Here is a 25,017-nt window from a genome sequence, read left to right on the forward strand (position 1 = left end):
GTTAGGGTCGACAGATGGCCGACACCTCACTTGACCTGACGCTGGACGCAGCGAAGCTCACCGCGCAGCTCGTCGACATCCCCTCCGAGAGCGGCTCCGAGAAGCCCCTCGCGGACGCGATCGAGATCGCCCTGCGCGCCCTGCCCCACCTGACGGTCGACCGGTACGGCAACAACGTCGTCGCCCGCACGAACCTGGGCCGCGCCGAACGCGTCATTCTCGCCGGGCACATCGACACCGTCCCGATCGCGGACAACGTCCCCTCCCGGCTCGACGACGACGGCTACCTGTGGGGCTGCGGCACCTGTGACATGAAGTCCGGGGTGGCCGTGCAGCTGCGCATCGCGGCGACGGTCCCGGCCCCGAACCGCGACCTCACCTTCGTCTTCTACGACAACGAAGAGGTCGCCGCACACCTCAACGGTCTGAAGCATGTGGCCGCGGCCCACCCCGAGTGGCTGGAGGGCGACTTCGCGGTCCTGCTGGAGCCGACGAACAACCAGGTCGAGGGCGGCTGTCAGGGCACGCTGAGGGTGTTCCTGAAGTTCAAGGGGACGCGGGCGCACTCCGCGCGCGCGTGGATGGGCTCCAACGCGATCCACGCCGCCTCCGCGGCCCTCGCCAAGCTCGCCGCGTACGAGCCGCGCAAGCCCGTCGTGGACGGCCTCCAGTTCCACGAGGGCCTCAACGCCGTGGGCATCGAGGGCGGCGTCGCCACCAACGTCATCCCCGACGCCTGCACGCTCGTCGTCAACTTCCGCTACGCGCCCGACCGCAGCGAGGCGGAGGCGGAGGCCTTCGTCCGGGACTACTTCGCGGACTGCGGCGTCGACGAGTTCGTCGTCGACGACCACACCGGCGGCGCCCGCCCCGGCCTCACCCACCCGGCCGCGCAGGCCTTCATGGCCGCCGTCGGCGGCGAGGCCCGCCCCAAGTTCGGCTGGACGGACGTGGCCCGTTTCAGCGCCCTCGGGGTACCCGCGGTGAACTACAGCCCCGGCGAGCCGCTCCTCGCCCACAAGGTGGACGAGAAGGTGAAGGCGTCGCTCATCCCGAAGGCGGAGGAGCGTCTGCGGTCGTGGCTGACGGCATGAGGGGGCGCGTGCGGCCGTGAGCGTGCTTGGCGGCGCTTCATGGCGGACATGCTCACGTCCCCCGTCCGTAACCCACGTAGATCTACGCTGAGGTGGAAAGACGGCAAGCGGAGGGAGCGCACATGGCTACTGGCAACCCCGAGGGCAAGAAGCAGCCACCGGAGGAGCAGCGCCTGGGACCCGTCCTCCGAAGGCGGGAACAGGTCCAGGCCAGCACCACCGACCAGCGCCTGCTGGACGCGGGCGGCCCCTCGGACTGGGTCCACACCGACCCGTGGCGCGTCCTGCGCATCCAGTCGGAGTTCATCGAGGGCTTCGGCACGCTCGCCGAACTCCCGCCCGCGATCAGCGTGTTCGGCTCCGCGCGGACGCCCGCCGACTCGCCGGAGTACGAGGCGGGGGTGCGGCTCGGTCGCGGCCTGGTGGAAGCGGGCTTCGCGGTGATCACCGGGGGCGGCCCCGGGGCGATGGAAGCCGCCAACAAGGGCGCCTGCGAGGCGAAGGGCATCTCCGTCGGCCTGGGCATCGAGCTGCCCTTCGAGCAGGGACTCAACCCATACGTGGACATCGGCCTCAACTTCCGCTACTTCTTCGTCCGCAAGATGATGTTCGTGAAGTACGCCCAGGGGTTCGTGGTCCTGCCGGGCGGCCTCGGCACGCTGGACGAGCTGTTCGAGGCGCTGACCCTGGTCCAGACCCAGAAGGTCACCCGCTTCCCGATCGTCCTCTTCGGCACGGAGTACTGGGGCGGGCTGGTGGACTGGCTGAAGAACACGCTGATCGCGCAGGGCAAGGCCTCGGAGAAGGACCTGCTCCTGTTCCACCTCACGGACGACGTGGACGAGGCGGTGGCGTTGGTGTCGAAGGAGGCGGGCCGCTAGCGGGCACCTCTTCGCCCCCGCCGCCCCTTCCCTTTTCCCGTCCCCGGGGGCCGCGCCCCCAGACCCCCACGTCGCGCTGAAAATTCAGCCCCTCCGGCGTTTGAGGAGCGGGGTCCGGGGCGGAGCCCCAGAAGGACGGGAACGGGAAGGGGCGGCGGGGGCGACGAAAAACCCTACGCCAGCCCCCGCCGCGCCACCGCCGGCGCCCGGTGTCCCGCGATCGACGCCACCATGTCCAGCACCTGCCGGGTCTCGGCGACCTCGTGCACCCGGTACACCTGGGCACCGAGCCACGCGGACACGGCCGTCGTGGCCAGCGTCCCCACCACCCGCTCCTTCACGGGCCTGTCCAAGGTCTCGCCCACGAAGTCCTTGTTGGACAGCGACACCAGCACCGGCCACCCGGTGTCGACCATCTCCCCGAGCCGCCGCGTCGCCTCCAGACTGTGCCGCGTGTTCTTCCCGAAGTCGTGCCCGGGATCGATCAGCACGGACTCCCGGGGCACGCCGAGCGACACCGCCCGTTCGGCCAGGCCCACGGTCACCCGAAGGATGTCCGCCATGACGTCGTCGTACGTCACCCGATGCGGCCGCGTACGAGGCTCGGCACCGCCGGCGTGTGTGCACACCAGTCCCACCCCGTACCGCGCGGCGACCTCCGCCAGCCCCGGGTCCACCCCGCCCCACGCGTCGTTCAGCAGATCCGCACCCGCCTCGCAGACGGCCTCGCCGACCTCCGCCCGCCAGGTGTCCACGCTGATGACGACGTCGGGGAAGCGCCGCCGGACCTCCGCCACGAAGCCGACCGTCCGCCGCGCCTCTTCCCGGGCCGTCACCTCTTCGCCCGGCCCCGCCTTGACCCCGCCGATGTCGACGACGGCCGCGCCCTCCGCCACCGCCTGCTCCACGCGCGCCAGCGCCGGTTCGTCGCGGAAGGTGGCTCCCTGGTCGTAGAAGGAGTCCGGGGTCCGGTTCACGATCGCCATGATCACCGGCTCGTGCGCGCCGAATTCACGCCTGCCCAGCCTGAGCATCCCCTGTGACCTCTCCTCGTACGTCCTGGTCTTCGGCGTCTGTGGCCGCCTGCGACCCTAACTGTCAGACTCGCATGGCACGATCGGACCCTGACACATTCGACGCCGACGCCCAGCACGTCGGCACGGATCATGGGGACCTCAGCGATGGTTATGTTCTTGTTCCTGGTCATCGCGCTGGCCGTGGTGGTCGCCGCGGTGACGCTCGCCGTCGTGGGCGGCGGCGAGGGCGGCGGCCCGCTGCCGGAGGCCGCTCCGGAGCGCCTGCAGGACCCGCTGCCCCCGGACCGCCCGGTGAACCGCGCGGACATCGAGACCCTGCGCTTCCCGCTGGCCGCCCGCGGCTACCGCATGGCGGACGTCGACGACGCGCTGGGCCGCCTCGGCGCGGAGCTCGCGGAGCGGGACGCCCGGATCGCCGACCTGGAGTCCGCGCTGGCCGGCGCGCAGGCCGCCGCGAGCCACGTCTCCATGGACAAGCCCGCGCAGGAGGACCGGCCGTGAGCGAGAGCGCCGCCCTGGCCGGTCCGGACGGCGCGCCGCGCTGCCCCTGGGCGCTGTCGGCCGCGGAGTACGTGACCTACCACGACGAGGAGTGGGGCCGCCCGGTCCACGGCGACGACGCGCTCTTCGAACGGCTCAGCCTGGAGGCCTTCCAGTCCGGCCTGTCCTGGATCACGATCCTGCGCCGCCGCCCCACCTTCCGTACCGCCTTCGCCGACTTCGAGATCGCGAAGGTCGCCGCCTTCACGGACGACGACCGCGCGCGCCTGCTCGCCGACCCGGGCATCATCCGCAACCGCGCCAAGGTCGACGCGACACTCGCCAACGCGCGCGTGCTGGCCGACTGGACCCCGGGCGAACTGGACGACCTGATCTGGTCCCACGCCCCCGACCCGGCCGCCCGCCCGGCCCCGAAGACCCTCTCCGACGTCCCCGCGGTCACCCCCGAGTCGACCGCCCTGTCGAAGGCCCTCAAGAAGCGCGGCCTGCGTTTCGTCGGACCGACGACGGCGTACGCGCTGATGCAGGCGTGCGGGCTGGTCGACGACCACTTGGAGGAGTGCGTGGCGAGACGGGGCTGAGCTTGCCCCCGCCCCGCACCCTCCGTGCCGCCGATCAGCGGCCCAGGTACTTCGGCTTCTCCTTGTTCACGAACGCCTGCACCGCGATCGCGTGGTCCTCGGAGGAGCCTGCCCGGGTCTGCAGCTCGTCCTCCTTCTCCAGGGTCTCGGCCAGGGAGTGGGACAGCCCGTAGGCCATCGCCTCCTTGATCGCCCCGTACGCCACGGTCGGCCCCTCGGCCAGCGCCCGCGCCACCTTCTCCGCCTCGGCCCGCAGGTCGGCCGACGGTACGACCCGGTTGGCGATGCCCAGCTCGTACGCCTCCTGTGCCGTGATGCTGCGCGGGAAGAGCAGCAGGTCGGCCGCCCGGCCCGGGCCGATCACGCGGGGCAGCGTCCAGGAGATGCCGGAGTCGGCGGTCAGTGCCACGCCCGCGAACGACGTGTTGAAGGCCGCCGTGTCCGCCACCACCCGGTAGTCCGCGGCCAGCGCGAACCCGAACCCGGCCCCGGCCGCGACGCCGTTCACCCCGGCCACCACGGGCTTGCGCATCTCCGTCAGCGCCCGCGCGATGGGGTTGTAGTGCTCCCGGACCGTGCTCATGGTCTGCCCGGTCCCGGCCTCGCGGTCGGAGGCCAGCAGCCCGATGTGCTCCTTGAGGTCCTGCCCCACGCAGAACGCCCGTTCCCCGGCGGCCGTCAGCAGCACCGCCCGTACGGCCTCGTCGGCCGACGCGGCCTGGACCGCGTCCCGCAAGGCGACCTTGGTGGCGATGTTCAGCGCGTTCATCGCCTCAGGGCGGTTCAGCACGATCGTCGCGAGTCCGTCGCTCACCTCGTACAGCACGGTGTCGGCCATGGCATGTCCCCTCCGGTCCGCGGCTCGGACGTACTCGTCGGTACGTCCCTGTGTCCGAAGGACAGCATGGCGGAGATCACCGTCCGGGGACCGGACCGGACGTGTGACCTGCGTCAAAGATTTCGGGACCACTTCCGCCCGGCGGATGTCCGTGCGGCGGCGCAGTATCGCAGTCACATCGCCGAATTGAGTGGTTTTGCTCGCGCGCGTTGCCCAAGCGATGCCGACTGATGTTGGTCATCGGGTCCTGAGATGCGGGATAATGGCCTGGAAGCAATGTGTTCGATGCCGGTGTCGTGCGTCCCACCCCGGGACAAGCGTGCCCTCCAGGGCCGTCGGCTTTGACGATGAGCTGGTTTCAGGAAGGGGAACGAGCATGGCGGCCATGAAGCCGCGGACGGGCGATGGCCCGCTCGAGGTGACCAAGGAGGGGCGGGGCATTGTCATGCGCGTTCCGCTCGAAGGCGGCGGGCGGCTCGTCGTCGAGCTGACCCCCGATGAGGCCGACGCGCTCGGTGACGCCCTCAAGAAGGTCGTCGGCTGACGCGGAACGCGACCATACCCTTTCGGCAACCCCGGTACCGCCTGCGGTACCGGGGTTGCGGTCTTTCGTCCCCGGTGCCGTCCTCGTCGCCGTCTCGACGTCGATCTCGAACGGTCAGCGCTTGACCGCGCAGAGCAGCCCGTCACCCACTGGGAGCAGTGACGGCACGAGCTCCTGGCTCTCGCGCACCGCGCGCAGCAGCTCCCGCAGCCGCAGGACCTCCGTGGGCTGCGGGCCCGAGTCGACCGTCCGGCCGTTGGCGAAGACGCCCTCGAAGACGACCAGGCCACCGGGGCGCAGCAGGCGCAACGATTCAGCGAGGTAGTCCATGACCTCCTGCCGGTCGCCGTCGCAGAAGACCAGGTCGTAGCCGGCGTCCGCGAGCCGGGGCAGGACGTCCAGGGCGCGGCCCGGGATGAAGCGGGCCCGGTTGCTGGCGAAACCGCTGGCGCGGAAGGCCTGGCGGGCGAACTGCTGGTGTTCCGGCTCGGGGTCGACCGTGGTCAGCACACCGTCCGGACGCATTCCGTGCAGCAGGTGGATCCCCGACACGCCGGTGCCGGTTCCGATCTCCGCGACCGCCTTGGCCTCCACGGTGGCAGCGAGCAACCCGAGCGCCGCGCCCGTGCCGGGCGACACCGAGCGCAGCCCCGCCTCGCGGGCCCGGTCACGGGCCCAGCGCAGGGTTTCGTCCTCGGCGACATAGGCGTCGGCGAACGCCCAGCTCGTCTGCCGGTTGCCGGTAATGACCCTCTCCTGTCCCCGTGGTTGCCTGGGCGTGACTGTATCCGTTGGCGTCGGGAACCCGCAGATGGGACCGGGCGTTTAGAGGGGTGGGAGACAGGGCGGGGGGACACAGTTGGATCACGACGACGAGCAGGCGCTCGAGCAACTGCTGACGCAGCCGCACGAGCCGTATCAGCACAGATCAATTTCTCGTAAAACCGCTTATCCGGAGCTAACGGGCGAGGTGGCTATGGTAGGGGCTCCACTGGACACCACCAGAGCCGACAGGGGAGGTGCGGCTGCACCTGTGGATCGCGGAGGAGTGCTGCGGCGCTTCCTCGGATCGGCGGGCAGGCCGAAATCCGTGAACGACACCGCTGCTGACCACAGTCACGCCGCCGAGTACGCCCAGACCGCGACCTTCTCCACCGACGCGGACGGGCAGGCGTGGACTCCGCCCACCTGGGAGGAGATCGTCAGCACGCACAGCGGCCGGGTGTACCGGCTCGCCTACCGTCTGACGGGCAACCAGCACGACGCCGAGGACCTCACCCAGGAGGTCTTCGTCCGCGTCTTCCGCTCGCTGTCGACCTACACGCCCGGCACCTTCGAGGGCTGGCTGCACCGCATCACCACCAACCTCTTCCTGGACATGGTCCGCCGCAAGCAGCGCATCCGCTTCGACGCCCTCGGCGAGGACGCGGCCGAGCGGCTGCCCAGCCGCGAGCCGTCGCCGCAGCAGGTCTTCAACGACGCGCACTTCGACGCCGACGTCCAGCAGGCCCTCGACACCCTCGCCCCCGAGTTCCGCGCCGCGGTCGTCCTGTGCGACATCGAAGGACTGTCGTACGAGGAGATCGCCGCGACCCTGGGCGTCAAGCTCGGCACGGTCCGGTCCCGGATCCACCGCGGCCGTTCCCAGCTGCGCAAGGCCCTCGCGCACCGCTCGCCGGAGGCCCGGGCCCAGCGCCGTTCCTTCATGGCCCGTGTTCCGGCGCTGGGGGGAGGGGGCGCGACCGCGTGAGTGGATCACGGCCTACCCCGTCCGAACAGCATCTGGGAGACCGACTCGCCGCCCTTGTGGACGGAGAGCTCGGTCATGAGTCGCGCGACCGTGTCCTCGCGCACCTGGCCACCTGTGCCAAGTGCAAGGCCGAGGCCGACGCACAGCGCCGACTGAAGAACGTCTTCGCGGAGGCGGCACCCCCGCCCCCCTCCGAAAGCTTCCTGGCCCGCCTCCAGGGTCTTCCCGCGGGAGGCGACGCCGACGGTGGCGACGACTCGCCGTTCGGTGGCTCGGGCTTCCCCGGCCAACTGGCCGGACGACCCGGGTCCACCGGGGTCTTCGGCCTGAAACGCGGCGAGCGGTTCGCGTTCGACTACATGCCGGCCCGCCCGCACGCCTCGGTGCTTCCGCCCTCCCCGGCGAACCGCGGCTTCCGCATCCACGACGTCAGCCGTCACGAGGCCGAGCGGTCGGCATCACGCGGGCTGCGGTTCGCGTTCGTCGCCGCCGGGGCGGTGTCCCTGGCCGCGATCGCGCTGGGCGGGGTCGCCACGGTGACGCCGGGCGACACCGCCGCGGACGCGCGCGGCGGTTCCGGCACCGGCAGCAATGTGACACCGGCCCGCACGCAGGGCACGGGAGCGGCCACGTCGCCCGACAGCCAGCGGCGCCGTGGGCTCGGCCCGCTGCTCGCCCAGGGGCAGAGCCAGGGCTCGCTCGGTGACACCCCGGTCGCCCCGACCGAGGTCTCGGCACCGTTGCTGCCCGGGGGACAGGTTCCCGCGGTGGACCGGCTGCAGGAGGGCGTCCACTCGCTGGCCGCACCCGTCATGGCCGGTGCGGCCGCCATGTCCCCTCTGATACGTCCGCTCAGCGCGACCCCGCCGCTCGACCTCACCGCGTGGTCCGCGACCCCGGACCTGCTCGCCACCCCCGGCCTCCTCGCCGCGACCGTCCCCGACTCGACCCCCTCCCCCTCGGCGTCCTCCGCCTCCCCCCGCTGACTCGCCGGCCCCTCCCGGCCGACGCCCGCCTGACCTGCCCCTGCGCGGCGGCTCGGGAACCTGGTTGAATCCAGGGAGTCGTACGTTCGGCGCGTGGGGGCCGCAAGGCGGAGCCCGAGCTGTGGGGAGAGCATGAACGAGGGGAAGCCCGCGAGGGCGAAGTGGTGGAGTCGTCCTCGACCGCAGGACCTCGCGGACGCGGCGGAGGCGCCCGGTCCGGTTGCGGACGCGGTGCCGGGCGACGCCGGGACCGGCGTCCGCGGTGCCGGCTCCGACGGTGACTTCGAACTGAGGGCTCCGGACCAGAGGCCCGATACCGGGGGCGATTTCGAGCTGGCACGACCCAGTGGGGTGGCCACGGTGCCGGAAGGGGAAGCGGTGGTGGTCGCGTCCGGCGTCGACCGCGGGACCGGGGCCGGCGCCGAGCAAGCCCTCGTATCGGTGGCAGGTCGCCCCGGCCGGCCGGAAGCCGAGACGGACCTTGCCGTGGCGCCGACCGTGGCGCCGACCTCCGAGCAGCCCCCTGTGCCCGCTGCCGAGCGTCCCCGCCCCCTGCACGACCCCGACCCCTACAGCACCCCGCCCTACGGAGAGCCGGGCCCCTGGGCACCCGCACCGCCCGTACAACATCCGGCGACCCCGCCGCCGCACGGCACGTCCGCACCGGCGCCGACACGGCAACCCGGCCCATACGTCCCGGCCACGGGTTCCGACGGGCCGACCGCGGTCTCCGACGTCCCTGCTTCGGGCCCGCTCGCCCCGACGTCGACCCCGCCCGCGAACCCACACGCCGTGCCGTCACCGGCCTCCAGCACGCAGGCAGCCCCTGTCGTCCCGGCTGCGCCCGGCGTGGTGCCGGGAGTTCCCCCCGCCCTTCCACCCGCCGCGGGGCCCTCAGTGGTCCCGCAGAGCCCCGCGCAGGGTGCGTCCACCCCTTGGCAGAACTACGACCCCTGGGCCCCGCTCCCCGCCGCGCCCCTCCAGCAGAACGGCGCGGCCGTCCTCACCGAGGAGCAGCAGCGCAGGCGCGTGAAGAGGGTGCTCGTGGGTGGTGCCGTGCTGTTGGCGCTCGTGTCCGGGGGCGTCGGTGGTGTCGTAGGGACGTATCTGGAGCGCAACGGCGGCCTCGGTGCTGTCGAGCTGCCCCAGGCCGAGGCGGAGTCGGCGGGGCGGGCTCCGGACAGCGTGGCGGGAATCGCCTCGCGGGCGCTGCCCAGTGTGGTGACCCTGCATGTGAGCGGGTCCGACGAATCCGGTACCGGTACCGGATTCGTGCTCGACGACCGCGGTCACATCCTCACCAACAACCACGTCGTCGAACCCGCCGCCGACGACGGCGAGATAACCGTGACCTTCCACAGTGGTGACACCGCCAAGGCCACCGTCGTCGGCAGGGACAGCGGCTATGACCTCGCCGTCGTCAAGGTCAGCGGGGTGAGGGGCCTCAAGCCCCTGACCCTCGGCAACTCCGACGACGTCCAGGTCGGCGACCCCGTCGTCGCCATCGGCGCCCCCTTCGACCTGGCGGGCACCGTCACCTCCGGCATCATCAGCGCCAAGGAGCGGCCCATCACGGCCGGCGGCGAGAGCGGGGACGGGAGCGACGTGTCGTATGTCGACGCCCTGCAGACCGACGCGCCCATCAACCCCGGCAACTCCGGCGGGCCCCTCCTCGACGCGCGGGCCCGTGTGATCGGCATCAACTCCGCCATCCGGTCCGCCGACAGCGGCTCCGCCCCGGACGGCGGCCAGGCCGGCTCGATAGGCCTCGGGTTCGCCATACCGGTCAACCAGGGCAAGCGTGTCGCCGAGGAGCTGATCAACACCGGCAAGGCGACCCACCCGGTGATCGGCGTCACCCTCGACATGGACTACGCCGGTGACGGCGCCCGCGTCGGTACGAAGGGAGGCGACGGCGGCCCCGCGGTCACCGTCGACGGCCCCGGCGACCGGGCCGGCATCGAGGCCGGCGACGTCATCACCGAGGTCGACGGCCAGCGCGTCCACTCCGGCGACGAGCTCATCGTCAAGACCCGCGCCCACCGCCCGGGCGACCGCCTCGAACTCACCGTGGAGCGCGACGGCAAGGAGAGGACGATCTCGCTCGTCCTCGGATCCTCCGACGGCGGCTGAGACTCACACGAACATCACAGAAGAGGGCCCGTAATGGCCTGATCAGTGGCCCCACAAGGCAAACAACCCGGAAAACCCCACACGTACCGCACTCGGAGGGCTCGGGACAGTACCCGTCTCGCGGGATCGCCGGGTACCGTGGACTCGGCCCGGACCACGGAAGACCGCACAGACCACCGAGGGCCGAGGGCCGAGGACATCGCAAGGAGCGACAGGTGTTCAATGACATAGGACCGCTCGAGCTGATCACGCTCGTTGTCCTCGCCGTGCTCGTCTTCGGTCCGGACAAGCTTCCGAAGGTCATCCAGGACGTCACGCGGACCATCCGCAAGATCCGGGAGTTCTCGGAGAGCGCCAAGCAGGACATCCGCAGCGAACTGGGCCCGGAGTTCAAGGACTTCGAGTTCGAGGACCTCAACCCCAAGGCGTTCATCCGCAAGCAGCTGGACAACGACGAACTGGGGCTCAAGGAGATCCGCAACGGCTTCGACCTGAAGAAGGAGATGGCCGAGGTCACGGACGCGGTCCACAGCCGCGACAGCGACTCGTCGTCGTCCTCTTCGTCGTCCGGCTCCTCCGGCGGCACCCTCGACATGACGAAGAAGCCCGAGACGCCCGAAGCGCGCCCGCCGTACGACGCGGACGCCACCTGAGCCGTACGCCCGGGCGCACGCTCCACCGTACGTGACGCGTTTCATACTCCTCAGGGACCTCTCACGGCCTGAACGTGCCTCCTGGGCGACCCACGCGCCGGGCGGCTTCCCGGCTGCTCGGAGCAGTGTGGCTATGCTGCCGAGTTGTTGTGCGGAGCGGACGAGTACGCCCGAAGGGGGGCGGGCCGTTCGTTCCGACGAGAGCGAGGAGGCGTCCGGGCACATGGAGACGACGAGTCGGGCAGTCGGGCAGGCGTCGGCCGCGGAGGGTGGACAACAGGTCCCCTCCGCCCGGCGCACGGTCGACGGCTACCTGCTGGCGCCCTTCCCGTGGTACGGCCTCGACGAGGCCTTCACGGGACCGCGCTGGCTGATGCAGGTCGGTACGGCGGCCGACGGAGCCGTCGAGCACGGTTCCATCGGACACGGCGACGAGCCCTCCGTACGGAACGAGTCCTCGCAGGACAAGGAGAAGTTCGCGGTGGTGGTCACCGTCGCGGCCAATCCCGTGCGGCGCAGCGGCGACGGCACCGGCGTCCTGGAGGCCACGTCGGTGTCCTCGGCTGCCTGGCTGGCGGGGGTGGGGCTGCTGTCCTTCACCTGGCCGGGCCAGATGGACCACAGTCTGCGTGACGACTGGCTGGACCAGCAGACCGAGACGGCGTGGGCCCTCGCGGACGACCTGGACGGCGACGACTGGTCGACGCTGTCCCTGCCCGTGGACGGCGTTCCGACGCCCTTCCACTACCGGGAGTCCGAGTTCGGCTGGGTGCTGGCCGGGTCGACTCAGCAGGGGGTGCACGTGGGGGCGTACGGGAGAGGCATGAGCGCGTACGGGCTCGGCTTCGCCATGATCAAGGACATCACCGACTACGCGTGACAAACGCCTACGCATGACAAACGCCTACGCGTGAAAAAGGGGCGCCGGTGGTATTCGGCGCCCCTTCGTCGTAGGGGTTGTGCGCGTCGGCGGCCGCGCGCGGGGCGTTCTAGAACTTGTTCCTCGGCGTGATCCCCAAGGACAGTCCCGAAAGACCCCGCTGCCGTCCTCCCAGCTTCCCCGCGATCGCCCGCAGGGCCGCGCCCGCCGGGGAGTCCGGGTCGGTCAGGACGACCGGCTTGCCCTCGTCGCCGCCCTCGCGGAGGCGGACGTCGATGGGGATGCTGCCGAGGACCGGCACCGAGGCGCCCGTCGTGCGGGTCAGGCCGTCGGCGACCGACTGGCCGCCGCCCGTGCCGAAGACGTCGACCATCTCGCCGCAGTGCGGGCACGGGAGGCCGGACATGTTCTCCACCACGCCGACGATCTTCTGGTGGGTCTGGACGGCGATGGAGCCCGCCCGCTCGGCCACCTCGGCCGCCGCCTGCTGAGGCGTCGTCACGACCAGGATCTCGGCGTTCGGGACCAGCTGGGCCACGGAGATGGCGATGTCGCCCGTGCCGGGCGGGAGATCGAGCAGCAGCACGTCCAGGTCGCCCCAGTACACGTCCGCCAGGAACTGCTGCAGGGCGCGGTGGAGCATCGGGCCGCGCCAGACGACCGGGGCGTTGCCGGGGGTGAACATGCCGATCGAGATGACCTTCACGCCGTGCGCCGACGGCGGCATGATCATGTTCTCGACCTGGGTGGGACGGCCGTCGGCGCCCAGCATGCGCGGCACGCTGTGGCCGTAGATGTCGGCGTCCACGACACCGACCTTCAGCCCGTCCGCCGCCATCGCCGCCGCCAGGTTGACGGTCACCGAGGACTTGCCGACGCCGCCCTTGCCGGAGGCCACCGCGTACACGCGGGTCAGCGAGCCCGGCTTGGCGAAGGGGACCTCGCGCTCGGTCTGGCCACCGCGCAGCGCGGTCGCCAGTTCCTTGCGCTGTTCGTCGCTCATGACGTCGAGTTCGACGTCGACGCGGGTGACGCCCTCGACCGCCGAGACCGCGTCCGTCACGCGCTGTGTGATCGTCTCGCGCATGGGACAGCCGGAGACCGTCAGGTACACCGCGACCGCGACCGCTCCGTCCGCGCCGATCTCCACGGACTTGACCATCCCCAGTTCGGTGATGGGTCGGTTGATCTCGGGGTCGTTCACCGTCGCCAGTGCTTCACGCACCGCGTCTTCCGTAGCCATAAGGACGATGGTACGGCGCCCGGCGGGGGCTCCGGAAAGCCCCGTCACCGGTCGTCTACGTCACGTACCCGCGACCGTTCTGCCGGGAATACGACATGGCCGTCGTGCCGCTCGTCCAGTTCCTTCACCAGGTCCTGCAGTTCGGAGCGGATCCAGTCGCGGGTCGCCACCTCGCCGAGGCCGATCCGGAGCGAGGCGATCTCGCGGGTCAGGTACTCGGTGTCGGCGATGGACCGCTCGCTCGCCTTGCGGTCCTGTTCCAGGTTGACGCGGTCACGGTCGTCCTGCCGGTTCTGCGCGAGCAGGATCAACGGGGCCGCGTAGGAGGCCTGGAGCGACAGCATCAGCGTCAGGAAGATGAACGGATAGTTGTCGAAGCGCAGGTCACGGGGCGCGAAGATGTTCCACAGCACCCACATGATGATGACGATCGTCATCCAGACGATGAACCGCCCGGTGCCCAGGAAGCGCGCGATGCGCTCCGACAGCCGCCCGAAGGCCTCCGGGTCCCACTCGGGCAGGAGCCGGCGCCTGGGCGGGCGGGGCTGGTCGAGCCGGGGGCGGGAGCGGGTCGTGGCGGTCGCGCCCGCCAGGGTGCGCTCGCGGGCGGCCTCGCGGGTGCTCTCGCGCTCAGGAGCCATGAGGGGCCACCTCCTCGTCCTCGTTCTCGTCCTCGTCGAGGTGGAACTCGGTCTCCCGCCAGTCGTCGGGCAGCATGTGGTCCAGTACGTCGTCCACGGTCACCGCGCCCAGCAGCGACCCGGCCTCGTCCACGACGGGCGCCGCGACCATGTCGTACGTCGCGAAGAACCCGGCGACCAGGGGCAGCGCCGCGTCCGGGGCCAGGGACTGCAGGTCGTCGTCGATGATCGAACTGACCAGCGTGTACGGAGGGTCGCGCAGCAGGCGCTGGAAGTGGACCGTGCCGAGGTACTTGCCGGTCGGGGTCTCGTCGGGCGGCCGGCAGACGTAGACCTGGGCGGCGAGGGCGGGGGACAGGTCGGGGTTGCGGACGCGGGCGAGGGCGTCGGCGACGGTCGCGTCGGGCCGCAGCACGATCGGTTCGGTCGTCATCAGACCGCCGGCCGTGTGCTCCTCGTAGGCCAGCAGGCGCCGCATGTCCGCCGCGTCGGCGGGCTTCATCAGGCTCAGCAGCCGCTCCTGGTCACCCTTGGGCAGCTCGGAGAGCAGGTCGGCCGCGTCGTCCGGGTCCATCGCCTCCAGGACGTCGGCGGCCCGCTCCTCCTTCAGCTTGCCGAGGATCTCGATCTGGTCGTCCTCCGGCAGCTCTTCGAGGACGTCGGCCAGGCGGTCGTCGTCGAGGGCGGCGGCGACTTCGGCGCGCCGCTTGGGGGAGAGGTGGTGCAGGACGTTGGCGAGGTCGGCCGGGCGCAGTTGCTCGAAGGTGGCGAGGAGGCTCTCGGCGCCCTGTCCGTGCTCCTCCAGGGAGAAGCCGGTGACGGCGGACCACTCGACGGTCAGGGTCTCGCCCTTCCGCCGGAAGGCGCCGCCCTTGCCGCCCTTGCGGACGAAGACACGGTCGATCTCCCAGTCCCGGCGGGCCGGCAACTGCTGCACCGCCACGTCCAGGACCGTGACCTCCTCGCGGGTCTCGGCGAGTGTGACGCGCCGGTCGAGGAGTTCCCCGAAGACGAGCCGCTCGGTGGGCCGTTGTTCGAAGCGGCGGACGTTGAGCACGCCGGTGGTGATGACCTGGCCGGACTCGATGCCGGTCACGCGGGTGATGGGCAGGAAGATGCGGCGGCGGGTGGCGAGTTCGACGACCAGGCCGAGCAGGCGTGGCGGCCGCCGTCCGACGCGCAGCATGACGACCAGGTCGCGCAGGCGGCCGACCTGGTCGCCTGCCGGGTCGAAGACGGCGACGTCGGCGAGATGCGAGACGAAGATCCGGGGGGCGCCCGCTGCCATGGCTGTGCTTCCTTTTCGTGCGGGGTTCGTACGGGGTTGCGTCCTGGGCCGCTGGGTGGGTCTCTTTTCCGAATTGCCCGCTCGGGTGGGCTTCAGGCTAGCCCGTCCCGATCGGATACGCGCTGGTGAGGCGTCCGGACGGACTGGCTCCACCGGGGGCCCGGGGCCCCGGTACGCTGCCGTACGCCGCTGAAGGACCCTTGTCAGAAAGGCAGCCCCACCTGTGACTGCGATTCCCCGGCGCCGTACCCGCAGGGCCGCCCTGGCAGGCGCGTTGTGCGCCCTCGTCGTGACGGGGACCGGCCTGACGGGATGCGGTGAGGACCCGGACGCGGGGACCAACGGCGTCGGCAAGCTGCCGGCCGACCAGATCCAGTCCAAGACGCGTACCGCGGCCGGGTCGGCCGCGGCGGTCCACCTCTCGGGGAACGTGGTCGCCAGTGGGCGGACGTACAAGCTCGACATGCGCCTGAAGTCCGACGGCGGCTCCGGCTCGGTCACTTCCGAGGACGCGACCTTCCACCTGCTGCGGATAGGCGAGCAGCTCTTCCTCAAGGCGGACGCCGGCTTCTGGACCGACGCGGACGGCAAGGGGGACGGCTCCGACGCGGACGCGGCGGCGGCCGACAAGCTCGACGGCAAGTACGTGAAGGTGCCGCAGGGCGACCCCTCGTACAAGAAGTTCAGCGGCTTCACGGACATGGACGTCCTCCTCGACGGTCTGCTGACGCTGCACGGCACGCTCGGGACGGACGGCCACCACGAGCAGGCGGGTGTGCGCACCATCCGCATCGCCGGCGACGACGGCTCCGGCGGCACGCTGGACGTCTCCCTGGAGGGCAAGCCGTATCCGCTCCGCCTGGTACGGGCGGGCGGTGCCGGGACCCTGACCTTCTCGGCCTGGGGCAAGACCTTCGCCCTGACGGAGCCGGACAAGGACGAGACGGTGGACTACGGCAAGAAGCTGCCGACGTCCTGACGGCTAGCGTCGCTTGCGGCGCTTCAGCAGCAGTCGCGGCAGCGCCGCGGGAACCGGCTCACGCGTGGTCGCCGACGTCGGCAGCGGAGCCTGGGCCAAGTCCCCGTCGGGCAGCGGGGACGTCGTGCCGGTCGGCTCCAGGCGGAGTACCCGGCATTCGCGGGCCCACCGCTCCGTCATGGCCTCGCCGTCCGGGGCGTTCAGCCGTTTGCCCTTGAGCTCAGCGACCGCCGCTTCCCACTCGGGCGACCGGGACGTCAGCTCCACGACCGTCGCCGCCCAGGAGACCAGCCGGCCGCCCTTGTCCTTGCTGCGGACCGTGACCTGGGCCGTGGTCCTGTCGGCCAGCCCGGGCAGCGGCTGTTCGCCGGGCCCGTCGCCGATCAGACAGGCCGCGCCCTCGTGCCACACGTGCCACAGCGCGCGGGCCGGGCCGTCGGGGCCCTCGACCCAGATGAGACCGGACTTCTTCGTGGCCTCCTCGACGAGGGCCTGGTCGAGCAGCTCGCTAGTCATGGGCTCAGCCTATCCAGGGGTCCTCAGAGCCAGCCGTTGCGCTTGAGGGTGCGGTGGATGCCCACACAGAGGGCCACCGTGACCGACATGATCACCGGGTAGCCGTACCTCCAGTGCAGCTCCGGCATGTGGTCGAAGTTCATGCCGTACACACCGCACACCATCGTCGGTACGGCGATGATCGCGGCCCACGAGGTGATCTTCCGCATGTCCTCGTTCTGCGCGACGGACGCCTGCGCGAGGTTGGCCTGGAGGATCGAGTTGAGCAGTTCGTCGAAGCCGAGGACCTGCTCCTGGACGCGGGCCAGGTGGTCGGCGACGTCCCGGAAGTACTTCTGGATGTCCGGGTCGATCAGCCGCATCGGGCGCTCGCTCAGCAGCTGCATCGGGCGCAGCAGCGGCGAGACGGCCCGCTTGAACTCCAGCACCTCACGCTTGAGTTGGTAGATCCCCGCCGAGTCCACACCGCGCGAGACGCCGCCCCGGCGGCCCGGCGAGAAGACCTCGGTCTCCACCTCGTCGATGTCGTCCTGCACCGCGTCCGCGACCGCGATGTAGCCGTCGACGACATGGTCGGCGATCGCGTGCAGTACCGCCGAGGGGCCCTTGGCGAGCAGCTCGGGGTCGTCCTGGAGCCGGTGACGCAGTGCCCTGAGCGAGCCCTGGCCGCCGTGCCGGACGGTGATGAAGAAGTCACGGCCGGTGAAACACATGACCTCGCCGGTCTCGACGACCTCGCTGTTGGCGGTGACCCGGTCGTGCTCGACGTAGTGGATGGTCTTGAACACGGTGAACAGGGAGTCGTCGTAGCGCTCCAGCTTGGGGCGCTGGTGGGCCTGCACCGCGTCCTCCACGGCCAGCGGGTGCAGCCCGAACTCGCCCGCGATACCCGAGAATTCGGCCTCGGTCGGCTCGTGCAGCCCGATCCACACGAAGCCCCCGTCGCGGCGCACCAGGCGCATCGCCTCGTTGGGGCTGAGCGGCTTCGGCAGCTCGACGCGGGCGCCGTCGCGGTAGACGGCGCAGTCGACGACGGCGGACGGGGTCGAAGGGTCGCGGGTGGTGTCGTAGACGCTGCTGCTGTCCTTGCGCAGGGAGACGCGGGACGGGCGGACGACGGCGCGCAGGTCGCGGATCATCGACATGGCAGGCTCCTTCGTGACAGGCAACGAAAGGCCGCCGAGGCGGTTGGAACTGCCCGGAATGGGGACGTCCTGACTGCGGATGTTTGGCACGTCCACAAAGCGGGGAGCACCGCACCGTCGCGGTGGCGAGCTTCGCTACTGATTCAGCTACTGCCGTGAAACAGGCAGTTCGGACAGATCAGGTAAAACGAAACGAAGCGCTCTTCCGCGGTGAAGCGAGTGCGAGAGGTGGCGGCCAGCCAGAGCCAGAGCAGCTACATCAGCGGCGGGAAGAGCGGGTGCTACTGCACGGTCGACTTCGGTCCATTGCAGCCCCACCTCCTCCGGCCGGTCCCTCGTAAGGGAGTTCCTTCGGCGTCGGGGCTTGACCGCGACGCTTTAGCGTGCTGCCCCGAACCACCGGGCCAGAGTACCAGTCGACCGAAGTGTCAAGGCGCTGCTTTGCCCGGTACTGACGAGTTCTATGCTCGCGGCATGGCTGATGTTCTTCCTCTGGTCGAGGCCCGGTTGCGCAGCGCGCTGGGCGAGCCGGACGCGCGCGCGGCGGTCACCTTCCTCGGCACGGACCGCATCGAGGTGCTGCGTTTCCAGGACACCGGCCCGGAGGGCGGTGTCGTCCGCTACGCCACGCTCGGCATGTCCGCGCAGCCCATGGCCGACCCCACCGCGGTGCTCGCCGACCCGGTCAAGGGCCCGCGCGCCGAGCTGGTCCTTTCGGTACGAAGTGGTCTCGCCGAAACCGGCAAGGTGCTCCGTCCGCTCGCCGTCCTGGCCGCTTCCCCGCAGGTCGAGGGCGTGGTCGTGGCCCCCGGCGCCTCCCTCGACGTCGGTGAGCCGCTGTGGCCGGGCGCCCCGTTCACCTCGGTCCTGGTCGGTGAGCCGGGCGGCCTGGTCGAGGACCTGGAACTCGACGAGCCCCTGGACCCCGTACGGTTCCTGCCGCTGTTCCCGATGACGCCGAACGAGGCGGCCTGGAAGCGGGTGCACGGCGCGCAGGCCCTCCAGGAGCGCTGGCTGACGAACGGGACGGACCTCCGGGATCCGTCCCGGAAGTCCGTCCCGCTGGAGTGAGCGATCTCACCAACCGGTGGCTGAAAAGCGTCAGTTGACTCAAGGGTTCAGCCGGCGAAGACGGTGACCCCGTCCTCGGTCGCGTGCCTCGGCTCCAGCTCCTCGGCCTCGTGCGCGAGCGCCTTCCGTCGTACGACGACCACGAGCGCGCCCAGGACCGCCGTCACGGCCGCGACGACGAACGGCATGTGGATGTCGCTCCACTCCTCGATCTTCGGCGCGAAGTAGGGCGCGGCGGCGGCCGCGAACCAGCGTACGAAGTTGTAGCCGGCGCTCGCCACCGGCCGCGGGGCGTCCGACACTCCGAGCGCCAGCTCCGTGTACACGGTGTTGTTCACGCCGATGAAGGCGCCGGACAGGATCGTGCAGACGATGGCGGCCGTGTGGTTGCCGTATCCGAGGGCGAGCACGTCGACCGCGAGCAGCACGAGTGAACCGCCGAGCACCTTCAGCGAGCCGAACCGCTCCTGCATGCGGGGCGCCACGATCACGGAGAAGACGGCGAGCAGCACACCCCAGGCGAAGAACACGGCACCCGACTTGTACGGGGTCATGTCCAGCACGAACGGGGTGAAGGCCAGCACGGTGAAGAACGTGTAGTTGTAGAAGAACGCCGACACCGCCGCCGACGCCAGGCCGCCGTGGCCCAGTGCCTTGACCGGGTCGAGCAGTGAGGTCTTCCTGGCCGGCTTCGGCTGCTCCTTCAGGAACGCCGTGATGCACAGGAAGCCGATCGCCATCAGGAACGCGGTGCCGAAGAAGGGGTAGCGCCAGCTGGCGTCACCGAGCAGCGCGCCCAGCAGGGGCCCGCACGCCATGCCCAGGCCGAGGGCGGACTCGTACAGCAGGATCGCTGCCGCGCTGCCGCCGGCCGCCGCGCCGACGATGACCGCGAGGGCCGTCGAGACGAACAGCGCGTTGCCCAGACCCCAGCCGGCCCGGAAGCCGACGAGTTCGGCGACCGAGTTCGAGGTGCCCGACAGGGCCGCGAAGAGGACGACCAGGGCGAGGCCGAGCAGCAGGGTCCTGCGGCCGCCGATGCGGCTGGAGATGAAGCCGGTGACCAGCATCGCGATCGCGGTGATCAGGAAGTACGAGGTGAAGAGCAGCGACACTTGGCCGGCGGTGGCGTCCAGGCCCGAGGCGATGGACGGCAGGATCGGGTCGACGAGTCCGATGCCCATGAAGGCGACGACGGACGCGCCGGCGGTCGCCCAGACAGCCTTGGGCTGTCGCAGGATGCCACCGGCTCCCGCGTCGAAGGGATCCTTGGGGTCTCCCATCGTGTTCTCCCATCACGGCGAAGATAGTTGGTATATGCACATAGTAAGTTAGCTCGGCTAAATAATGCAAGCTACATGCAACTCTCGCCGGTGGGGCACTTCCGCCCGGACGGGTGATCAGTCCTTGACGTGGGGGAGCGAGGGTAGGACCGTGGGGCCCTATGAGGGGCGAACCCAGTTGCCCGAAGTGTGGTGGCCGGGTCAGGGCTCCCGGACTCTTCGTCGATACCTGGCAGTGCGATGCGCACGGCACCGTGCACCCGGTGCAGCCCGTGATCCCGCCCAGCGTCGAGGCCCTCGAAGTCGTGGTGCACCGCACGCAGGTACCGGTGTGGATCCCGTGGCCGCTGCCCGTCGGCTGGCTGTTCACCGGCGTGGCCTGCGCCGGTGACGACCGCAGCGGCGGCCGTGCCACGGCCGTGGCGTGCTCCGGACCCGGACCGCTCGGCGGCATGGGCGAACTGATCCTGGTGGCCGAGGAGCTCGGCGTCGGCCTCGGCGCGCGGTACGCGGGCATCGACGGCCCCGACCCGGGACCGTACATGAGCGTCGAGAAGCCACCCCAGGCCAAGGTCCTCGCCGCCGGCCGCCCGACCCCGCTGTGGCACGTGGCCGGCGCCCCGGACGACCGCGCGGTCTTCGCGGGCGAGGCGCTCGGGCTGTGGGTGTGGGCGGTCGTGTGGCCCGAGCAGTCCGGGCTGCTGATGTACGACGAGTTGGTGCTGACGGATCTGCGGGACGCGGGGGCCGAGGTGGAACTCGTGCCGTGCGGGGCGCTGTCGCCGCGCCTGCTCGAACCCTAGGGGCCCGCTGGGACCGGCCTGGGTGGTTGTGTAGGGGGCTCTGTGCACTTACGGGTGTGACAGGGAGCTCGAAAATCCGGTTATCCTTGAGCTCCTCACCGTCCCGTCATCGCTTGGAGTCCGCGTCGTGCGCATCGACCTGCACACCCACTCCACGGCCTCCGACGGTACGGACACCCCGGCCGGGCTGGTACGCAACGCCGCCGCGGCCGGCCTGGACGTGGTCGCTCTGACCGACCACGACACCACCCGCGGACACGCCGAGGCGATCGCGGCGCTGCCGGAGGGGCTCACGCTGGTCACCGGCGCCGAGCTGTCCTGCCGGGTAGACGGCGTCTCCATGCACATGCTGGCCTACCTCTTCGACCCCGAGGAACCGGCCCTGCTCGCCGAGCGCGAGCTGGTGCGGGACGACCGGGTGCCGCGGGCGCGGGGCATGGTCGCCAGGCTCCAGGAGCTGGGCGTGCCGGTGACCTGGGAGCAGGTGGCGCGCATCGCGGGTGACGGCTCGGTCGGACGCCCGCATGTCGCGACCGCCCTGGTCGAGCTCGGTGTCGTGCCGACCGTGAACGACGCCTTCACGGTGGACTGGCTGGCCGACGGCGGCCGGGCCCACGTGGCGAAGCACGAGACCGACCCCTTCGAGGCGATCCGGCTGATCAAGGGCGCGGGCGGCGTCGCCGTGTTCGCCCACCCGGGCGCGAGCAAGCGCGGGCGCACGGTCCCGGAGTCCGCGATCGCCGAGCTGGCCACGGCCGGGCTCGACGGCATCGAGGTCGACCACATGGACCACGACCCGGACACCCGGGCACGGCTGCGCGGCCTCGCCAAGGAGCTCGGGCTGCTCACGACGGGGTCCAGCGACTACCACGGCAGCCGGAAGACGTGCGTGCTCGGCGAGTACGTGACGGATCCCGAGGTGTACGGGGAGATCACGCGACGGGCGACGGGCGCGTTCCCGGTGCCGGGAGCCGGCGGGGCCTGAGGGTTCACGTTCCTCGGTCCTCGCGCACTTCGCGCCCGCACCTCGCGGTCCTCACGCAGCTGGTGCACTTCGCGTCTCCACGCACCTCGCGGTCCTTTCGCACCTGGTGCACTGGCGATCCAGGTCCTCACGGTCCTGATCCGCACGCCCCATCCGTTCGTCGCTCAGCAAGGCCCTCATGTTCGACCTCGCCGTCTTCGGCTCCCTGTTCCTCACCCTCTTCGTCATCATGGATCCCCCCGGGATCACTCCGATCTTCCTGGCACTGACCTCCGGGCGCCCCGGCAAGGTGCAGAAGCGGATGGCGTTCCAGGCCGTCTGCGTGGCCGGCGGCGTGATCACCGTCTTCGGGCTGCTCGGGCACCAGATCCTCGACTACCTGCACGTGTCCGTGCCCGCGCTGATGATCGCGGGCGGGCTGCTGCTCCTGCTGATCGCGCTGGATCTGCTCACCGGCAAGACGGACGAGCCGAAGCAGACCAAGGACGTCAACGTCGCGCTCGTACCGCTGGGCATGCCGCTGCTGGCCGGGCCGGGTGCGATCGTGTCGGTCATCCTCGCCGTGCAGAAGGCCGACAGCGTCGCCACGCAGGTGTCGGTGTGGACGGCGATCCTCGCCATCCACGTCGTCCTGTGGGTGGTGATGCGGTACTCGCTGCTGATCATCCGGGTCATCAAGGACGGCGGCGTGGTCCTGGTGACACGGCTCGCGGGCATGATGCTCTCCGCGATCGCCGTGCAGCAGATCATCAACGGGATCACCCAGGTCATCCAGGCAAGCTGAGGGCACGGGTCCTGTCGCGTCCTGCCGGTCCGCTCCCGCCGGGTACGCGCAGAGCCCCCGTACGGCGTCGATGCCGTACGGGGGCTCTGAAACGTGTAAGGGGATCCCGGGGGTTACGAGGCCGAGGTCTCGGCCGGCCGGATCCACAGCCGCTGGCCGATCGCGGCAGCCTGCTGAACGATACGGTTGACGGAGGCGGCGTCCACGACGGTGCTGTCCACGGCCGTGCCGTCGACATCGTCGAGTCGCATGATTTCGAAGCGCATTGGCTTCTCCCTTCGTCTGGTCATCCTCCTGCGGAGAACTACTTCTGTTGCGTCTTGTGGCGTGGTGCCATCTGTACGTAGTCAACGGGATGCGTGTTACAAACATTCCCTACGCTAAAGAAATTTTTCGAACAGCTAATTACTGACCGGTAAGCCACGTGGACGGGACTGACCGGGACCAGTTGTGTTCACAGCGTGACCGCCGGGACAATGGAGGCGATGAACGACGACCTCGCGGCCCTCAGCGCCCGCATCGACCGCACCAACGAGCTGCTCCAGCGCATGCTCGCCGAGGTGGCGAAGACGCCCTCGACCCATGCGATCTTCGTCGACGCGGGATACCTGTACGCGGCCGCGGGACGCCTCGTCTCCGGGACGGAGGACCGCCGCGCCTTCGATCTGGACGCCGAAGGGCTCATCGAGGCGCTCATCGACAAGGCCCGCACGATCTTCGCGGACAGCCGGCTGCTGCGGGTCTACTGGTACGACGGCGCCAGACGCCGCATCCACACCGGAGAGCAGCAGTCCATCGCCGAACTCCCGGACGTCAAGGTCCGGTTGGGCAACCTGAACGCGAACAACCAGCAAAAGGGCGTCGACTCCCTCATCCGCTCCGACCTGGAATCCCTCGCCCGCCACCGCGCCATCAGCGACGCGGCGCTCCTCGGTGGTGACGAGGACCTGGTCTCGGCCGTCGAGGCGGCCCAGGGCTACGGCGCCCGCGTCCACCTCTGGGGCATCGAGGCGCCGGAGGGCCGCAACCAGGCCGAGCCCCTGCTCTGGGAGGTCGACAGCCAGCGCACGTTTGACCTCGACTTCTTCAAGCCGTACGTGTCACGCCGCACAGCCCCCGCCTACGAGCCGACGGCGTCCCGCCCCACCCGCGAGGCCGTCCGCTTCGTCGGCGCGCAGATCGCCGCGAAGTGGCTGGCGGCGAGGGGCCGCGAATCGCTGGTGGAACTGCTGCCGGGCCATCCCTATCTGCCCGGCTCGGTGGACCAGGACCTCCTGGTGGAGGCGGAGGGCCTTCTCCAGTACTCGCTGCGCGGCCAGCCCGACCTCAGACGCGCCCTGCGGGACGGCTTCTGGGAGCACCTGCAGGCGCAGTACTAGCCCGAACCGGTACCAGTACAGCCCGAAGCAGTGCCGGCCCGAAGCAGTGCCGGCCCCAATCGGGTCGGCCCTGGTGTTCAGCGGTCAGGCCGTGAGGGGCTGGACGCCGTCCCAGAAGTCCGCGAGGGCGCGGGCGGTCGGGAGGGGCCGGTCGGTGTTCGGGGAATGCTCGGCGCCCGGGATGACCGTCCGCCGCGCCCTCAGCCGTACGGCCATGTCGTCCAGCAGCGCCACCGGCCACGTGTCGTCGTGGGCGCCGGACAGGACGTGCACCGGGAGTGCGACGGCGGCGAGTTCCGCGACCCGGTTCGGCTCGGTGCACAACTGGCGTCCGGTGGCGCGGAGTTGGGCGGGCTTGTGGCCCAGCCAGCGGCGGCGCAGCTGCTCGGTGCCGCCGATGCCCCGGGCCGGTCCGCCGACCTCCTCCGGAGGTCCCATGGCCAGGATGGCCTCCCACACCTCGGCCATGCCCATCACGGCGAGCGCGTCCCGCAACAGTTTCACGCGCTGCTGCTGGGAGTCGGAGATCTGAGCCGGTCCGGAGGCGACCAGGGTGAGGGAGCGGAACGGGGAGTGGTCGAGCAGTACTGCGGCGCGGGCGATCTGCCCGCCGAGAGAGTGCCCGAGCAGATGCAGGGGGCCCTCGAGGGTGCCGGCCTGGGCGAGCACGTCCCGCGCCAACTCGTCCTGCGCGTAGGCGGTTTCGTCCTCCTCGGGCCCGTCCGACTCGAACTGACCCCGTCCGTCCACGGCCACGACACGGTACCCACGCTCCGCGAGCGGCTCGTGCAGCAGCGTGAAGTCCTCCTTGCTCCCCGTGAAACCGGGCAGCATCAGCACGGTGCCCCTCGGCTCGACACCGGAGGGCACGAGCGAATCGACGACGGCGAAGTCACCGCGCCGGGTGCGCAGGGGGTAGGCGCGGGAGTTGGGGGGTGCGGCGAAGGAGGCTTGGCTGCTCACGGGGGGAGGGTATCGGGTCGGGTCCCGCCGCCGGACCCCGGTGAGGGCCGCCAACGCCG

At 70.8% G+C, this 25,017-nt stretch carries 27 protein-coding genes; 16 read left to right on the plus strand and 11 right to left on the minus strand.

The genetic code is table 11. The features are described 5' to 3' along the window. The first annotated feature begins 14 nt into the window (after window positions 1-14). Together dapE and ACWBNA_RS02980 are read left to right on the plus strand one after the other, a co-directional pair. The gene (dapE, locus tag ACWBNA_RS02975; RefSeq protein ID WP_482701980.1) at window positions 15-1,094 is read left to right on the plus strand and encodes a succinyl-diaminopimelate desuccinylase; all 1,080 of its coding nucleotides are present in this window, start codon (window positions 15-17) and stop codon (window positions 1,092-1,094) included. A 122-nt stretch (window positions 1,095-1,216) separates the two neighbouring features. Then, window positions 1,217-1,975 (plus strand): LOG family protein, encoded by a 759-nt coding sequence (locus ACWBNA_RS02980; protein ID WP_217241086.1) that lies wholly within the window; start codon window positions 1,217-1,219, stop codon window positions 1,973-1,975. Between the two features lie 173 nt (window positions 1,976-2,148). On the opposite strand, the gene folP is transcribed toward ACWBNA_RS02980, so the two are convergent. Beyond that, window positions 2,149-3,009: a dihydropteroate synthase gene (gene folP / locus ACWBNA_RS02985; protein WP_482701982.1), complete on the minus strand. Its 861-nt coding sequence runs from the start codon at window positions 3,007-3,009 to the stop codon at window positions 2,149-2,151. Window positions 3,010-3,162: 153 nt separating this feature from the next. Between folP and ACWBNA_RS02990 the strand changes: the two genes are divergently transcribed. Further along, the gene (locus tag ACWBNA_RS02990) at window positions 3,163-3,513 is read left to right on the plus strand and encodes a DivIVA domain-containing protein (RefSeq protein ID WP_482702428.1); all 351 of its coding nucleotides are present in this window, start codon (window positions 3,163-3,165) and stop codon (window positions 3,511-3,513) included. Then, window positions 3,510-4,094 carry a DNA-3-methyladenine glycosylase I gene (locus tag ACWBNA_RS02995; protein ID WP_482701984.1) on the plus strand — a complete coding sequence of 195 codons (585 nt, stop codon included), beginning with the start codon at window positions 3,510-3,512 and terminating at the stop codon, window positions 4,092-4,094. Before ACWBNA_RS02990 ends, ACWBNA_RS02995 begins: the two co-directional genes overlap by 4 nt. Window positions 4,095-4,128: 34 nt before the next feature. Here the strand turns inward: ACWBNA_RS02995 and chcB are convergent, their stop codons facing one another. Further along, complete coding sequence (gene chcB / locus ACWBNA_RS03000) at window positions 4,129-4,932, minus strand: 2-cyclohexenylcarbonyl CoA isomerase (RefSeq protein ID WP_482701986.1); 804 nt, start codon at window positions 4,930-4,932, stop codon at window positions 4,129-4,131. Window positions 4,933-5,308: 376 nt separating this feature from the next. On the opposite strand from chcB, the gene ACWBNA_RS03005 reads away from it, so the two are divergent. Further along, complete coding sequence (locus tag ACWBNA_RS03005) at window positions 5,309-5,476, plus strand: DUF3117 domain-containing protein (RefSeq protein ID WP_003966491.1); 168 nt, start codon at window positions 5,309-5,311, stop codon at window positions 5,474-5,476. Window positions 5,477-5,590: 114 nt separating this feature from the next. Here the strand turns inward: ACWBNA_RS03005 and ACWBNA_RS03010 are convergent, their stop codons facing one another. Next, entirely contained in the window at window positions 5,591-6,289 is a 699-nt protein-coding gene (locus tag ACWBNA_RS03010) for an O-methyltransferase (protein ID WP_482702430.1), read from the minus strand. A gap of 163 nt (window positions 6,290-6,452) precedes the next feature. Between ACWBNA_RS03010 and sigE the strand changes: the two genes are divergently transcribed. The 5 genes from sigE (at window position 6,453) to ACWBNA_RS03035 (ending at window position 11,878) form a co-directional block, all read left to right on the plus strand. Next, complete coding sequence (gene sigE / locus ACWBNA_RS03015; protein ID WP_266434131.1) at window positions 6,453-7,226, plus strand: RNA polymerase sigma factor SigE; 774 nt, start codon at window positions 6,453-6,455, stop codon at window positions 7,224-7,226. Continuing rightward, a complete protein-coding gene (locus ACWBNA_RS03020; RefSeq protein WP_482701988.1) occupies window positions 7,223-8,212 on the plus strand; it encodes an anti-sigma factor family protein in 990 nt (329 codons plus the stop codon). Before sigE ends, ACWBNA_RS03020 begins: the two co-directional genes overlap by 4 nt. 132 nt (window positions 8,213-8,344) lie before the next feature. Continuing rightward, window positions 8,345-10,345 (plus strand): S1C family serine protease, encoded by a 2,001-nt coding sequence (locus ACWBNA_RS03025; RefSeq protein WP_482701990.1) that lies wholly within the window; start codon window positions 8,345-8,347, stop codon window positions 10,343-10,345. Window positions 10,346-10,560: 215 nt separating this feature from the next. After that, complete coding sequence (locus ACWBNA_RS03030) at window positions 10,561-10,998, plus strand: sec-independent translocase (protein WP_482701992.1); 438 nt, start codon at window positions 10,561-10,563, stop codon at window positions 10,996-10,998. Window positions 10,999-11,221: 223 nt separating this feature from the next. Next, window positions 11,222-11,878, plus strand: coding sequence for a hypothetical protein (locus tag ACWBNA_RS03035; protein WP_482701994.1), 657 nt, complete (start codon window positions 11,222-11,224; stop codon window positions 11,876-11,878). A gap of 109 nt (window positions 11,879-11,987) precedes the next feature. Here ACWBNA_RS03035 and ACWBNA_RS03040 read toward each other — a convergent pair whose 3' ends face one another. Genes ACWBNA_RS03040 through ACWBNA_RS03050 form a run of 3 tightly spaced genes read right to left on the minus strand, consistent with a single transcriptional unit; the run spans window position 11,988 to window position 15,050 of the window. Next, window positions 11,988-13,121, minus strand: a complete 1,134-nt coding sequence (locus ACWBNA_RS03040) for an Mrp/NBP35 family ATP-binding protein (protein ID WP_482701996.1) — start codon at window positions 13,119-13,121, stop codon at window positions 11,988-11,990. A gap of 44 nt (window positions 13,122-13,165) precedes the next feature. After that, entirely contained in the window at window positions 13,166-13,762 is a 597-nt protein-coding gene (locus tag ACWBNA_RS03045) for a DUF1003 domain-containing protein (RefSeq protein ID WP_383858301.1), read from the minus strand. Beyond that, on the minus strand, window positions 13,752-15,050 hold the full coding sequence (locus ACWBNA_RS03050) for a magnesium transporter MgtE N-terminal domain-containing protein (RefSeq protein ID WP_482701998.1): 1,299 nt from the start codon (window positions 15,048-15,050) through the stop codon (window positions 13,752-13,754). The genes ACWBNA_RS03045 and ACWBNA_RS03050 overlap by 11 nt, the downstream gene beginning before the upstream one ends. 223 nt (window positions 15,051-15,273) lie before the next feature. On the opposite strand from ACWBNA_RS03050, the gene ACWBNA_RS03055 reads away from it, so the two are divergent. Beyond that, window positions 15,274-16,029: a hypothetical protein gene (locus ACWBNA_RS03055; protein WP_482702000.1), complete on the plus strand. Its 756-nt coding sequence runs from the start codon at window positions 15,274-15,276 to the stop codon at window positions 16,027-16,029. A 3-nt stretch (window positions 16,030-16,032) separates the two neighbouring features. On the opposite strand, the gene ACWBNA_RS03060 is transcribed toward ACWBNA_RS03055, so the two are convergent. Beyond that, window positions 16,033-16,545: a hypothetical protein gene (locus ACWBNA_RS03060; RefSeq protein WP_482702002.1), complete on the minus strand. Its 513-nt coding sequence runs from the start codon at window positions 16,543-16,545 to the stop codon at window positions 16,033-16,035. 23 nt (window positions 16,546-16,568) lie between these two features. Continuing rightward, window positions 16,569-17,690 (minus strand): magnesium and cobalt transport protein CorA, encoded by a 1,122-nt coding sequence (locus ACWBNA_RS03065; protein WP_482702004.1) that lies wholly within the window; start codon window positions 17,688-17,690, stop codon window positions 16,569-16,571. Between the two features lie 474 nt (window positions 17,691-18,164). Between ACWBNA_RS03065 and ACWBNA_RS03070 the strand changes: the two genes are divergently transcribed. Further along, a complete protein-coding gene (locus ACWBNA_RS03070; protein ID WP_482702006.1) occupies window positions 18,165-18,761 on the plus strand; it encodes a suppressor of fused domain protein in 597 nt (198 codons plus the stop codon). Between the two features lie 47 nt (window positions 18,762-18,808). Here the strand turns inward: ACWBNA_RS03070 and ACWBNA_RS03075 are convergent, their stop codons facing one another. Next, window positions 18,809-20,044, minus strand: coding sequence for an MFS transporter (locus ACWBNA_RS03075; protein WP_482702007.1), 1,236 nt, complete (start codon window positions 20,042-20,044; stop codon window positions 18,809-18,811). 161 nt (window positions 20,045-20,205) lie between these two features. On the opposite strand from ACWBNA_RS03075, the gene ACWBNA_RS03080 reads away from it, so the two are divergent. From ACWBNA_RS03080 to ACWBNA_RS03090, 3 genes are all read left to right on the plus strand, one after another. Next, window positions 20,206-20,847 (plus strand): DUF6758 family protein, encoded by a 642-nt coding sequence (locus ACWBNA_RS03080; protein WP_482702010.1) that lies wholly within the window; start codon window positions 20,206-20,208, stop codon window positions 20,845-20,847. A 127-nt stretch (window positions 20,848-20,974) separates the two neighbouring features. Beyond that, window positions 20,975-21,832: a PHP domain-containing protein gene (locus tag ACWBNA_RS03085; protein WP_482702011.1), complete on the plus strand. Its 858-nt coding sequence runs from the start codon at window positions 20,975-20,977 to the stop codon at window positions 21,830-21,832. A gap of 178 nt (window positions 21,833-22,010) precedes the next feature. Further along, a complete protein-coding gene (locus ACWBNA_RS03090; RefSeq protein ID WP_482702013.1) occupies window positions 22,011-22,616 on the plus strand; it encodes a MarC family protein in 606 nt (201 codons plus the stop codon). 113 nt (window positions 22,617-22,729) lie between these two features. Here ACWBNA_RS03090 and ACWBNA_RS03095 read toward each other — a convergent pair whose 3' ends face one another. Further along, window positions 22,730-22,882 (minus strand): hypothetical protein, encoded by a 153-nt coding sequence (locus tag ACWBNA_RS03095; protein WP_217241068.1) that lies wholly within the window; start codon window positions 22,880-22,882, stop codon window positions 22,730-22,732. 219 nt (window positions 22,883-23,101) lie between these two features. Here ACWBNA_RS03095 and ACWBNA_RS03100 point away from each other — a divergent pair, with 219 nt between their 5' ends. Further along, the gene (locus ACWBNA_RS03100) at window positions 23,102-23,995 is read left to right on the plus strand and encodes an NYN domain-containing protein (RefSeq protein WP_482702015.1); all 894 of its coding nucleotides are present in this window, start codon (window positions 23,102-23,104) and stop codon (window positions 23,993-23,995) included. A gap of 84 nt (window positions 23,996-24,079) precedes the next feature. Here the strand turns inward: ACWBNA_RS03100 and ACWBNA_RS03105 are convergent, their stop codons facing one another. Next, window positions 24,080-24,958 carry an alpha/beta fold hydrolase gene (locus ACWBNA_RS03105; protein WP_482702017.1) on the minus strand — a complete coding sequence of 293 codons (879 nt, stop codon included), beginning with the start codon at window positions 24,956-24,958 and terminating at the stop codon, window positions 24,080-24,082. Between the last annotated feature and the right edge of the window lie 59 nt (window positions 24,959-25,017).

The organism is Streptomyces sp. Q2 (genome assembly GCF_056820935.1).

Coding starts and splice junctions, on each gene's coding strand:
- dapE (WP_482701980.1), top strand. CDS start 15: ATGGCCGACACCTCACTTGACCTGACGCTGGACGCAGCGAAGCTCACC.
- ACWBNA_RS02980 (WP_217241086.1), top strand. CDS start 1,217: ATGGCTACTGGCAACCCCGAGGGCAAGAAGCAGCCACCGGAGGAGCAG.
- folP (WP_482701982.1), bottom strand. CDS start 3,009: ATGCTCAGGCTGGGCAGGCGTGAATTCGGCGCGCACGAGCCGGTGATC.
- ACWBNA_RS02990 (WP_482702428.1), top strand. CDS start 3,163: ATGTTCTTGTTCCTGGTCATCGCGCTGGCCGTGGTGGTCGCCGCGGTG.
- chcB (WP_482701986.1), bottom strand. CDS start 4,932: ATGGCCGACACCGTGCTGTACGAGGTGAGCGACGGACTCGCGACGATC.
- ACWBNA_RS03005 (WP_003966491.1), top strand. CDS start 5,309: ATGGCGGCCATGAAGCCGCGGACGGGCGATGGCCCGCTCGAGGTGACC.
- sigE (WP_266434131.1), top strand. CDS start 6,453: ATGGTAGGGGCTCCACTGGACACCACCAGAGCCGACAGGGGAGGTGCG.
- ACWBNA_RS03025 (WP_482701990.1), top strand. CDS start 8,345: ATGAACGAGGGGAAGCCCGCGAGGGCGAAGTGGTGGAGTCGTCCTCGA.
- ACWBNA_RS03035 (WP_482701994.1), top strand. CDS start 11,222: ATGGAGACGACGAGTCGGGCAGTCGGGCAGGCGTCGGCCGCGGAGGGT.
- ACWBNA_RS03040 (WP_482701996.1), bottom strand. CDS start 13,121: ATGGCTACGGAAGACGCGGTGCGTGAAGCACTGGCGACGGTGAACGAC.
- ACWBNA_RS03045 (WP_383858301.1), bottom strand. CDS start 13,762: ATGGCTCCTGAGCGCGAGAGCACCCGCGAGGCCGCCCGCGAGCGCACC.
- ACWBNA_RS03050 (WP_482701998.1), bottom strand. CDS start 15,050: ATGGCAGCGGGCGCCCCCCGGATCTTCGTCTCGCATCTCGCCGACGTC.
- ACWBNA_RS03060 (WP_482702002.1), bottom strand. CDS start 16,545: ATGACTAGCGAGCTGCTCGACCAGGCCCTCGTCGAGGAGGCCACGAAG.
- ACWBNA_RS03065 (WP_482702004.1), bottom strand. CDS start 17,690: ATGTCGATGATCCGCGACCTGCGCGCCGTCGTCCGCCCGTCCCGCGTC.
- ACWBNA_RS03070 (WP_482702006.1), top strand. CDS start 18,165: ATGGCTGATGTTCTTCCTCTGGTCGAGGCCCGGTTGCGCAGCGCGCTG.
- ACWBNA_RS03075 (WP_482702007.1), bottom strand. CDS start 20,044: ATGGGAGACCCCAAGGATCCCTTCGACGCGGGAGCCGGTGGCATCCTG.
- ACWBNA_RS03080 (WP_482702010.1), top strand. CDS start 20,206: ATGAGGGGCGAACCCAGTTGCCCGAAGTGTGGTGGCCGGGTCAGGGCT.
- ACWBNA_RS03090 (WP_482702013.1), top strand. CDS start 22,011: ATGTTCGACCTCGCCGTCTTCGGCTCCCTGTTCCTCACCCTCTTCGTC.
- ACWBNA_RS03095 (WP_217241068.1), bottom strand. CDS start 22,882: ATGCGCTTCGAAATCATGCGACTCGACGATGTCGACGGCACGGCCGTG.
- ACWBNA_RS03100 (WP_482702015.1), top strand. CDS start 23,102: ATGAACGACGACCTCGCGGCCCTCAGCGCCCGCATCGACCGCACCAAC.